10 protein-coding genes are annotated in these 10,897 nt (G+C 55.4%); 4 read left to right on the top strand and 6 right to left on the bottom strand.

The genetic code is table 11. The features are described from left to right. Positions 1-10: 10 nt before the first annotated feature. From ACZ5FM_RS26200 to ACZ5FM_RS26210, 3 genes are read right to left on the bottom strand one after another with little or no spacing between them, the layout of a single operon-like run. Positions 11-1,348 carry an FAD-dependent oxidoreductase gene (locus ACZ5FM_RS26200; RefSeq protein ID WP_464041249.1) on the bottom strand — a complete coding sequence of 446 codons (1,338 nt, stop codon included), beginning with the start codon at positions 1,346-1,348 and terminating at the stop codon, positions 11-13. After that, the gene (locus tag ACZ5FM_RS26205) at positions 1,341-1,595 is read right to left on the bottom strand and encodes a 2Fe-2S iron-sulfur cluster-binding protein (RefSeq protein ID WP_464041250.1); all 255 of its coding nucleotides are present in this window, start codon (positions 1,593-1,595) and stop codon (positions 1,341-1,343) included. The genes ACZ5FM_RS26200 and ACZ5FM_RS26205 overlap by 8 nt, the downstream gene beginning before the upstream one ends. Continuing rightward, a complete protein-coding gene (locus tag ACZ5FM_RS26210; RefSeq protein ID WP_464041251.1) occupies positions 1,592-2,767 on the bottom strand; it encodes an NAD(P)/FAD-dependent oxidoreductase in 1,176 nt (391 codons plus the stop codon). The genes ACZ5FM_RS26205 and ACZ5FM_RS26210 overlap by 4 nt, the downstream gene beginning before the upstream one ends. A 150-nt stretch (positions 2,768-2,917) precedes the next feature. On the opposite strand from ACZ5FM_RS26210, the gene ACZ5FM_RS26215 reads away from it, so the two are divergent. The 4 genes from ACZ5FM_RS26215 (at position 2,918) to ACZ5FM_RS26230 (ending at position 7,850) form a co-directional block, all read left to right on the top strand. Continuing rightward, positions 2,918-3,847: a LysR family transcriptional regulator gene (locus ACZ5FM_RS26215; RefSeq protein WP_275642710.1), complete on the top strand. Its 930-nt coding sequence runs from the start codon at positions 2,918-2,920 to the stop codon at positions 3,845-3,847. 166 nt (positions 3,848-4,013) lie between these two features. Beyond that, positions 4,014-4,841: a transporter substrate-binding domain-containing protein gene (locus ACZ5FM_RS26220; RefSeq protein WP_250983931.1), complete on the top strand. Its 828-nt coding sequence runs from the start codon at positions 4,014-4,016 to the stop codon at positions 4,839-4,841. Between the two features lie 549 nt (positions 4,842-5,390). Continuing rightward, on the top strand, positions 5,391-5,621 hold the full coding sequence (locus tag ACZ5FM_RS26225) for a hypothetical protein (RefSeq protein WP_250983930.1): 231 nt from the start codon (positions 5,391-5,393) through the stop codon (positions 5,619-5,621). A 216-nt stretch (positions 5,622-5,837) separates the two neighbouring features. Next, positions 5,838-7,850: a hypothetical protein gene (locus tag ACZ5FM_RS26230; RefSeq protein ID WP_464041253.1), complete on the top strand. Its 2,013-nt coding sequence runs from the start codon at positions 5,838-5,840 to the stop codon at positions 7,848-7,850. A 72-nt stretch (positions 7,851-7,922) separates the two neighbouring features. Here ACZ5FM_RS26230 and ACZ5FM_RS26235 read toward each other — a convergent pair whose 3' ends face one another. The 3 genes from ACZ5FM_RS26235 to ACZ5FM_RS26245 form a co-directional block, all read right to left on the bottom strand. Then, a complete protein-coding gene (locus ACZ5FM_RS26235) occupies positions 7,923-8,819 on the bottom strand; it encodes a sugar phosphate isomerase/epimerase family protein (RefSeq protein WP_464041254.1) in 897 nt (298 codons plus the stop codon). An 84-nt stretch (positions 8,820-8,903) separates the two neighbouring features. After that, positions 8,904-9,842, bottom strand: coding sequence for an ABC transporter substrate-binding protein (locus tag ACZ5FM_RS26240; RefSeq protein WP_192490762.1), 939 nt, complete (start codon positions 9,840-9,842; stop codon positions 8,904-8,906). A 67-nt stretch (positions 9,843-9,909) separates the two neighbouring features. Then, positions 9,910-10,893, bottom strand: coding sequence for an ABC transporter permease subunit (locus tag ACZ5FM_RS26245; protein WP_192490761.1), 984 nt, complete (start codon positions 10,891-10,893; stop codon positions 9,910-9,912). Between the last annotated feature and the right edge of the window lie 4 nt (positions 10,894-10,897).

The raw sequence follows: 10,897 nt of genomic DNA on the forward strand, positions 1-10,897 counted from the left end.
GTAAACCTTTTCAATTGTTATCGTGGGGAGTGGAGTTGGCGCCAGTCAGCGCCGCGATGGAAACCGGACGTAACGGCCAGCGGCGGCCGGTGAGGTCCTGTGCTGTCGCAGCACGGTCGCCCGGGTTGAGTTCAGCCATGAGAGCGGCGGTATTTGCCGCGCAGAAACGTCCCTGACAGGCGCCCATGGCAAACCGGCCATTGTGTTTGACTTCGCGTCCGCTTAGCAGGTCTTCTCGTTCACAGAGCTGGCGAAGATCACCGATTGTCTTGCCTTCGCATCGGCAAAGCACGGTTTCGTCAGGCAACTGGTTGAAGACCGATGATTGATCGGATGGTGCAAAGAGCGCTACCAGGATGTCCTGCGCCTTGCGGGCACGATTGATTGTTTTGGAGATGTTCGCTGCCGTCCCTTTGCCCGAAAGTATGGTAACGCCTGACTGGCCTGCCCGCCTGCCATCGGCGTCGGCTGCAAATGCACCCAAAGCTTCGCGGCAGTCACCGGCCCGCAGAACGAACGGACCTGACGGGCTGTCGGTAACCTCTGGCGGCAGCCCAGAATCGTTCGGGCGAATGCCATCATGCAGGCCGATGCGATCCGCCGTGATGGTCTGGGATTTGCCATCTTTATGGCGAATGGTTGCAAGGAGTGCAGTTTCATTGCGCTCGATTGCCACCAGGCGTGCAGCACGTATCCACGGAATACGCCGGGCATATATATGCGCAAGATATCCGACTGCCTCACGGAGCAGTGAAAGATGGGGCAGCATTGCAAAAGAGGGTCCCACTTGTTGGAGTGGATCACCCGCCTCGACAATGGCAACGGGTGGATTGCCCAACCTGGCCATCTGCGCGGCAACTGCAATCAGCAAGGGTCCACTTCCCGCAAGAAGGATACTCCCCTCCGGTACCCTGCCCGTTTCTTTCATCATCACTTGCAAACCACCGGCGGTGGACACGCCGGGAAGATGCCAGCCCGGCCTTGGCAAAACCTTTTCGACAGCGCCACAGGCAATAATGACACCCCGTGGACGGCGCTGCTCGATGTGTCCCGTGCGCCTGTTGTCCAGCAAAACCACGCCGTCGCCATCCACGCCGAGGAAAACCGAATTGTGGTGCACCGGGATACGGGCTTGCGAAAATTTACTCAGGATCGCCTGCCAACGAGCCCGCATCTGCGCCGTGTGGCATGACCTTTCAACGCCAGCAATTGGTTGGCGGTAGATTGCACCACCAAGAGTGTCGCGTTGTTCAACGAGTTCAACCTTGTAACCGGCGCGCGCGACCTCTGTCGCCGCGGCCATGCCGGCAGGCCCGCCACCGATCACGAGAACATCTGGTTCAACCATGTTTGTTCTCCATCGGCTCCACCCGCATGCCAACTTTGGCGGGAGTGATGCAAGCTTCCCGGACTGTGCCGTCAATGCGCATGGCGCAACATTGGCAGGCGCCGATGCCGCAAAAATACCGTGTTTCCTGTCCCAGTGCGTCATGGCCGAAGCCGCGGATGCCGGCTGCGTCCAAGGCTGCCGCAACACTTTCACCCGCACGAAACGGAATATTCTGTCCCATCCACTCAAACGTCATTGCGGTCATGCTGCCACTCCACAACTGTTGAAGCGGGCAGGATTAAATGCGGAGATATCGAGATCAGTTTTTTGATCGCAAATCAGTTGCGCGATAGCCTTGCCGGTTACTGGGCCAAGGCAAATGCCATCCCCTTCAAAGCCTGTTGCGACATAGCCGTTTTCGAGACCGGGAATTCGCCCTACCAGCGGTAGACCATCAATAACAGCGGTGCGAACGCCCGAAAAACTCCGTAACAGCCTCACGCCTGCCAGACCGGGAACGAGATCGACGGCGCTGGATAATATCTGCGTCACCGCATCGATATCGTTGGTTTCGCGGCGGCCGAAATCTTCGCGGGTACCGCCGATCAGGAACTGCCCTGTGGTGAGCGGATCAATAACCAGTCCGAGGCCACGCGATGCTGCTGCCTGCGCGCCTTTCTGGCTGCCTTTGCTCAGGAGATAGCGGCCGGACATGATGGCGCCGGGCATTAGGGCATTCAGTGCCGGTGCCCGTTCGGTCACCAGAAGCTGGCCTTTTCTTGGTGTCAGCACATCTGACAAACCAAGGAGTTTGGCGGATCCGTTGCCGGCCGCAATAACAACCGCGTCGCCCCTGAGATCACCGCGGTTGGTGGCAATAGCGGCGATACGGTTACCGCCCTGTTCAACGCGGATGCCCTGCACCTGCGTATCGCGGTCGACTTTGATTTTTGCTGCGGTCAGCAGCCGGTGAACGATCTGATAGCCAATGGCGTGGCCTTCACCATGCACCTCGACAGCCATTTTCGCCTGTCGCGAAAGTGCCGGAAATGAATGGTGCAAGGCCGCGTCACTGAGCGTCTTTACAGTTACCCCGGCGCTTGCAAGTGCTGCCGAATGGGCGTCCAACACAGCGCATTCATCGTCGGACGCTGCAATGATGAAGGTCGAGCGCCGTTTGAATGCTCCTGCAAACAGGCCCTCATCCGCCAGCTGCCCATAGAGTGCGACACCCTTCATGGCTGCGGTCATCATAGGGCCTGGACGCTTGCTTGCGACCGAGACGGCACCGTCTGCAGCTCCGGTTGCTTCGGCAGCAGGTGCGGATGCATCAACCAACCTTACCTCTGCGCCACGCTGGGCCAAAAAGTAGGCAGTCGCAGCACCGACGATGCCGGATCCGACGACGATAACGCTGAATGAAGAGCGGGATTGCATAAATTTCTGGCCGACCTTGTTGCTTGTCGCCCGATATTGGCGGAGGCTGGCCTTGTCCGTCGATACAAGATGATGACGTTACTTGGTCACGAAATTTGTATCCGCTAAAAACTCATCACTCTCTAGAAAAGAGGGAGGGGGACCAAAGTCATGGCCAAGATAAGCCTTACACTCATCCAGACATTTTATCAGGTGGCGCGCCTGGGATCGTTTTCCGGTGCGGCACGAGAACTCAACTTGAGTTACCAATCAGCCGCCAATCATGTCCGGCGGCTGGAGCAGATTCTCAAGGGTAAGCTGATCGATTCAGAACAGGGCGCCAAGCGGATATCGCTCACGCCGCGCGGGCGCGCACTTTATAATCTGTTGCATCCAGAGCTTGATATCATGCTCGAACGGTTGACAAAGCTGATCGAGAACCAACGTTCGTCACTTCGCGTTGGCATGCCACAGGCGATTTTCTATTACCTTTTCACCAACATATTGTCGCGGTTCCGCGAGGTTTTTCCGGAAATCGAGTTCGCAGTCTATGAACGTGACACCGTGCTGGCTGAACTGGTCAAGAACGGCAGTCTCGATGTCTGTATTTCCGAGCGATATTTTGGTGATCCGGTGGTGCCGCAGCGATTGCTTGGCAGTTACAGGCTGAGTTGTGTTTATCCTGAAAGCTGGGGCGACCTTCCTGACCCGCAGGATATACCAAGCTGGGCGGAGGGGCGGCCGTTCATAACCTACGAGCCCGGACAGACCCTTCGAAATCTTGCCGTCGATTTTCTGGCGCGGGACGGGGCAATCGTGCAGCCTGTTGTGTCCACCTCTGGCAGTTCCAGCGTCAAGCGTTGTGTGGCCGAGGGGCTGGGCTTTTCGATCATTCCATCGTGGTGTGTCGGGCCGAAAGATCACACGATCCGCAGTAAAAAACTCACCAATCTGCCAGAGGTGCGCGTCTATTTCGGAACCGCAGGATTTCTGCAGAAACACCCGATGGTACAGCAGTTGTTCGACGACTGTCGCCGCGAGCTTGTCGGGCCGGTGCTCGACCCTCCACGGGCGAGCGAGCTTTCGCTTCCGCCGCTGTGAGCACGACATATAAAAAAGCCGATAAGTACGTCCGAGTCTCTAGCATTGTCCCCTGTCAAATCACGGATAGGCTGGTTCTCGACCGCTTGGCCTTGTGGACTGGACTTCCAGGAGCACGGGTCGCGGACAGTGAAAAATATTCCGGGGAACATAGGAGAACGAGATTATGAAATTATTTTCCAAGCTCTGTGGTGCGGCAGTGATGGCACTGTCACTGTTGGGCAGCACCATTGCCTCAGCTGGAACAATCGATGATATCCGTAGCCGCGGCGTCCTTCGTATCCCGGCTATTCTCAATGAAACGCCCTATTTCAACAAGGACCCGCGTACGGGCGAGTGGCAGGGATTTGTCATCGACATGGCAAATGACATTGCCAAGACGCTCGACGTCAAACTTGAAGTGGTTGAATCCAGTTGGGCGAACGCCATCCTCGATGTACAAAGCGGTAAGGTCGACATGGCTTTTGCGGTTACTGCAACGCCAGTTCGCGCCATGTCGGTGTCGTTCTCTGATCCGACTTATTACAACAGCTTTGTCATCGTTTCCTCAAAAGATGAGCTCAGCGGCAAGACCTGGAATGAGCTGAACGATCCCAAATACACATTTGCGGTGGATCTCGGCTCTGCACAGGACCTGATCACCCAGCAATATCTGCCAAAGGCCAATATTCTGCGTTTCAAGACCCGCGACGAAGCCATTGTTGCTGTTACCACGGGCAAGGCCGAGGGCTTGGTCAACACCATGTTGAACGGGCTCGTGATTTCAAAGAAGGCACCAAACATCGGGTCCGTACAGGTCCCTACTCCGGTATTGTCGACACCGTCGGTGATTGCCCTCAACTACAGTGTGGACGAGCCTTTCAAGACATTCGTGTCCGCTTGGGCAGAATATAACCGCCGTATTGGCAACAATCAGACCTGGATCCTGAAAAGCCTTGAGCCATTCGGCATTACGCTGACAGACATTCCTGATGGCTTCGGCTTTGGCGGCTGATCGTTTTTCTGTCTAACGACTGTCCTTTCCTTCTAAAACGAAGGGAAGGATTTCTGCATTCCGGCCGCAAGCCACACGACATCGTTGATTGCAGCCCAACTCCACCGCGCTAAAAGCGCGATTTTTTGCTTTGCTGGCAGAGTGCTGCCTCGAAAAATATCTGAAACTATAGCGAGAAACGAAAAAGCCTGCCGCGGGAGGAGGTGCGGCAGGCTTTCGAAAGAATTGAATAGCGACTGGGAGGAGGATGCCGCTATTCTGCCAGACGTCCCTTGGGAGGAGGAGTGGGCCGTCTGATGACGAAGCTTTGCGGGAGGAGGTGCATCGCTTCGTTGAGTTAATGAATACGATAAAATGCGTGCCTTCGAAATAGCCAATAGCGCAGTGGAGCTATGCAAAAATAGATGATCACTTTTGGTTCACGGGAAAGATCAGTCGAAACTTGCGGAAGACTTCCGTTATTAAGATTCTGTGAACATCACTCATCCAGTAGGACAGCCAGAAAATTTGTGATATCCGGCCGGTTTTACGAATGAGAGGATAAGTACCGTGAGCGACCAGACAGTAGCTGAGGTAACTGACAAGATTTACGCATCGATCCAGTCGGACAATGCGGACATTGACCTGCATATTGCTGACCTCAAGCAGGCGTTGGCGCGTGAAGGAGCCAAGGAAGCGGTTTTTGATCCGGCAAAATTGGCCCATAACAACCGCTCCGGCCGTAAGTTGATGCAGGCCTATTTCCGCCAACGTGGCGTGACCGTGAAGTTTTCCGCGTGATCCTGATGGTGCTATCGCGATATTTGCGGTCCTTGGCTGTGATACCGCTGCCGCAAATTTGATCCCAGGCCCGGTCACTCCTGGCATGGGTGGCCACATGTTTTTGCAAGGTGTTGATTTATCACCGGCGCTTGTCTCCGCCCGGGCTTGCGAAGCAACTTTCGCGTGCTTAAAAGACGTTTCGTTTCAATTCTGTATAGTAAGAGGACCAACTTCGTGGAACAGGCAAACAACCAGACCGTCAAGGGTCGGCGCAAAGGACTATTGGCAGCCGTTGCAGTGATCGCAGTTGCAGCCGTCGGCGTCGTCGGGGTTAAGACTGTCTACGAAGGCAAAGTGAAGGATTTCATCGCCAGCACTGGCGGCACAGCTGAGGTCGTCAAGGTCGATTTTCTCGGGCGCATTCATGTTCGCAACTTTGTGCTGCCACAAGCCGATGGCGGCAATCTGCGTATTGCGGCCGCTGATGGCCGCCAGGAATTTCTGTTCCTCAAAAGCGATCTGGAGGTAAATGGCGTTGAAGTCGAGACACAATTGGTCAACGCTTCGATACCGCATATCCGCTGGGAAGAGCCGGCTTTCAATAAAAGCATCCCGCACGACGCCTCTCCTGCTGAAGTGATTGCAAGTTTTTCCGCAAAGCGTATTTTTATTCCTGAAACCATCGCTACTCAAAAAGTCGCCAATACCGGTCAGAAGACGGTTTACAAAGATGTTGTCTTCACAGGGGTGGCCGATGGCAAGATCGCCCAATATTCGGTCGATAGCAGCAGCTATGATGTTACGGTCGATCTGCCGGAGAGTGATGCCGCGACCAAAACGAAGAATATGCTGATCACGACCGGTGCTATCGCAGGTGAGAGCATTGATGTTGCCTATCTTGTCCGGCTGTACACTGAAAAGGCTGGCCCTGACGACAAGGACGCAAAGCTTGTCTATGGACCGGTTACGGTCAGCAAAATTGCTTTCTCAGACGGTGAGACGAAGTTCACTTATGATGAGATGATCAGCAAGGGGGTCAGCTCGCGCATGCCATCGGAGCCCCTTATGGAGACTTTGAAGGCACTATCAACAGCGACAAACTATGACGATCTCTCACCTAAAGAGAGGCAGGCATATTTTGGCAAGTTTCTTTCTCTCGTAGACATGATGGGCAAGGCCGATTTGGAGCTGCGCGGCCTGACTGTCGACGCCCCTGACACGGCGAGCGATGAAGAAGGAAAGAAGCTAAAGCTGGTCGTTGATAGTACTTTTTTGCAAATGGACGGTCGCAAGCTCAATGTCGGCCTGCACGGCTTGAAAATGGGTAATGGCGACGACAAAATCGAAGTTGCTGAGGCCAGCCTTACGGGTTTCGACTGGGGTTCGTCGCTCGAGGGCTTCGGCAAGTTTGTGAGCCGTGAAGAAGACGAGATGGCCAGCTTTGCATTCAGCCAACTGATGCCGGAATTGGGCACCATTCGCGCTGCAGGTATCAATGTTGATGTGACGACCCCAAAGACAGATGATACGGCAGAAGGTGATGAAGCGGCGGCGGCAACTGTGCCTGAGCGCGTTCAATTCCAACTCAAGAACTATGAGATGGCACTGACCAAGCCATTTAACGGCATTCCAACCGACATCACGATCAAACAGGAAGATTTGACGCTTCCAATCCCTGAGAATTCTTCGGATGAAACCTTCGTGCAGTTGCGCAAGATGGGTATGGAGGTTCTGACCGTCTCCTACGGGCTTGCTGCAAATTGGGATGAAGCAAACAAGAACCTCGTCATCAAGGAAATATCTGCGAATGGCAAGGATATCGGCAGCATCAATTTTTCCGGTCTGGTGAGTGGCTTTGGCGAGGAGTTTTTCTCGTTCGATACAACACGTATGCAAGGGGCGCTTTTTGGCCTCGCTGGTCGCGAAGTGAAGATGACGATCAAGGACGAAGGTCTGATTGACAAGGCCGTGAAGCTTTACGCGGCGCAAAACGACATGACCGAAGATCAGGTACGAGGCATCTTGACAGTAGGTGCGACCATGGGCCTGCAGGAAATCACGGCCACACAGCCACAACTGCAGGGCGCTGCTGACGCCGTTCTTCGCTTCATCAACGCGCCAGGTACATTGACTGTCACGATCAAGGCCAAAGGTCCTAACGGCCTTGGTGTTCTTGATCTGGCAGCCGCATCGCAAAATCCGATGTATCTGTTAGGCCGGATCGATATCGAAGCGACCGCTGAATAAGCGCGATCCAAGAAGTCGGCGGCCCAGATGTGTGGGCCGCCGACGACCGTTAAGGCGTGTTGGGTTTGTTCATTAAACTGGCAGGTGAGCCTGACGAACCAGTTGGCCTTTGAGGTAGGCTGTTTCCAGCCCAAGTTCGATAAAGCGGTGCGCATGTTTGGCCAGGGCAACGTTATCGTCCCACAAATTGCGCCAGATGGCCGTCTTCAGTGACAGATCTTTATCGACGATGGTGGTGGAGAAGGATTCGAACGTCACATAGTCATCCCAGCCAATTGCTACCAGCGCGTCAAAGATTGCAGGGAAGTCGATTGTGCCGGTTCCCAGATAACCACGGTGGCTTTCGCCAATGTGGATGTAGCCGATCTTGTCTGCCGCGTGACGGATGGCGAGACCAACATCGGCCTCTTCAATGTTCATGTGAAATGTATCGAGATGTAGCAGCACATTCGAGGCGCCTGTATCCTTGATATAGGCCATGCCCTGTGCGGCGGTGTTGAGCATGTTGCTCTCGAAGCGATTGACGATTTCGAGATTGAGTGTGACGCCGGATGCCTTGGCGCGGTCTGCCACCTTGGTCAGCGCTGAGACGCTGTTATCCCATGATCTTCTGGTCAGCACATGTTCCTGCTTGCCATGGGAGGAACTCAATATGCCTGCAAGTTTGCTGCCGCCGAGATCGCGCACCAGCGCGACAGCCCGGTCAAGGATATCGACGCCGTTGGCCACCACTGATGCGTCATCGCTCGAGATATCGCCTTCTGGTGGCAGGCCCATGCTGACGGCAACGTCGAGGCCCAGTTGACGGATACGGCCTGCAAGCCAGGAAACATCGACCTGAGCAGGATCGAGATAAGAGAACTCAATCAGCTTGTAGCCCAGCTTTTGCGTGTTCTCGAGCGCCTTTTCAAGCTCGCCGCGCGAGGAGCCCGCGCTCCAGACAAAGGAATGCACACCGATCTTCGACATATCCCGGTACTTTCTGAATTGAATGGAAAAAAAAGTCGGACTGGCACCGCATAGACCTGTGGTGCCAGTCCGGTCTGGAGGAGATTAGCGAGCTGCAGTCCAGCCCTTGTAATCCTTGACGTTGTCTGCGGTGATCAGCTGTGGATCGAGCAGCACGATCGGCTCAGCGGGCTTGTTGCCGTTCAGCACGTCCACGCCAAGCTTCAAGGCTTGACCGGCCATGACATATGGGTCCTGCGAAGCGGATGCCTTGATCATGGAATTGCCGCTGGCGAGCGACTTTTCGATGTCTGGTGCACCGTCGACAGCGGTAATGATGAACTCACTGCGGTTGAGCTGCTTGGCGGCAAGTTCAGCGCCAATTGCTGTCGGGTCATTGATCGCAAAAACCGCGTCAATCTTGTCAAACCGGGTCAACAGACCCTGCATCACGGCAAGACCGCCTTCACGGGAACCCTGGCCATTCTGGTCGTCGGACAGGATTTTGATATCGGCATGTTTGCCAAGCGCTTCTTTGCAACCCTGAACGCGGTCGAGGATCGAGGACGAGGCCGGTCCGTTGATGATGACAACGTCGCCCTTGCCGCCGATCTTTTCGGCGATGTAGTTGCAGGCCTCTTCGCCAGCCTTGACGTTGTTGGTCATGACGGTGACGTTGGCGCCCGGAGCGGAAACGTCAAACGCTGCCACAACAACGCCGGCGGCCTCTGCCTTTTTGACGGCGGGCGCGATGGCCTTGGCGTCAACTGCGTTCAGCATGATGATGTCGACACCGGCAGCAATGAAGCTGTCGATCTGGGAGACCTGCTTGTTGAGGTCATAGTCGGCGGAAACGGAGATAACTTCGACGTTCGGATTGATCTCCTTGGCGCGGTCTTCAATGCCCTTGATGGTGGCAACAAAGAACGGGTTACCAAGCAGACCGACCGAAATGCCGATCTTGTTGAGGTCCTTGGCGGCTGCGGGCATGCAAAGGGCGGCAGCCATGGCGGTGCCGATAAGCAACTTGGACATAAGACGCATGTTTTCCTCCATAATGCGCGTTTTGCGCGGTTGTTTCCGGTTCCCAACCGGTTCGTTCAGCCGGAAATCAGGTCCGGCCAAGCCCTTGGAGCCTGTAGCGATCGAGGCCGACGGCGACGATGATGACAAGGCCTTTGATGATGTACTGCCAGATGTCAGAGACACCGGCGAGGATGAGGCCGTTGGAAAGCACGGCGATGATGAGGGCGCCGATCAGTGTGCCCCAGATCGAACCGACCCCGCCAACAAAGCTTGTACCGCCAAGGATGACCGCCGCGATGGCATCAAGTTCGTAGGCCTGACCGAGCTGCAGGCCATTGGCCGCATAAAGGCGTGCGGCAGACATCGCGCCGCCAACACCGGACAACAGGCCAGACATTGAATAGACGAACAGCAGAACCAGTGGCACCTTGATGCCGGTCAGTCTGGCGGCTTCCGAGTTGCCACCCACGGCATAGATCCATGTGCCGAGCACCGTGCGCTTGAGAATGAACCAAGACACGACGATGGTCGTCAGCGCGATAACCGCCAGCCACGGAACGCCGAACAGCGTGCCATTGCCGATGAAATCAAAGGGCAAATCTGCATTAAACACCGTGGTGTCGTTGCCGAGCAGACGGGCAACGCCGCGAATGGCTGTCAGTGAACCCAGTGTGACGATAAAAGGCGGCAGCTTCAGCCAGGCGATGATGGCACCGTTGAGGAAACCGCAGGCAAGGCCGGCAGCAATGGCGGCCGGAATTCCAAGCATGCCGAGATCAGGCACAAGAGACACAATCACAGCAATCATCGCGGAAGCCGCCAGGATTGACCCGACCGACAGGTCGATGCCACCGGTCAGAATGACGAAGGTCATGCCAGCTGCAAGCACGGTGTTGATCGATGCCTGTTGCATGACGATGGAAAGGTTATTGGCGGAAAGGAACCGACCACTGATCAAGTGGAAGCCGATGGCCAGCAGAACAAGAACAGGCAACATGCCGAGCGCTGTCAGCGTCGAGCGCAGTTTCAACTTTTCCATCCTGCTCTGTTCGGTCTCACTTGCGCTCATTGTT

The organism is Agrobacterium sp. 5Ca50 (assembly GCF_055381905.1).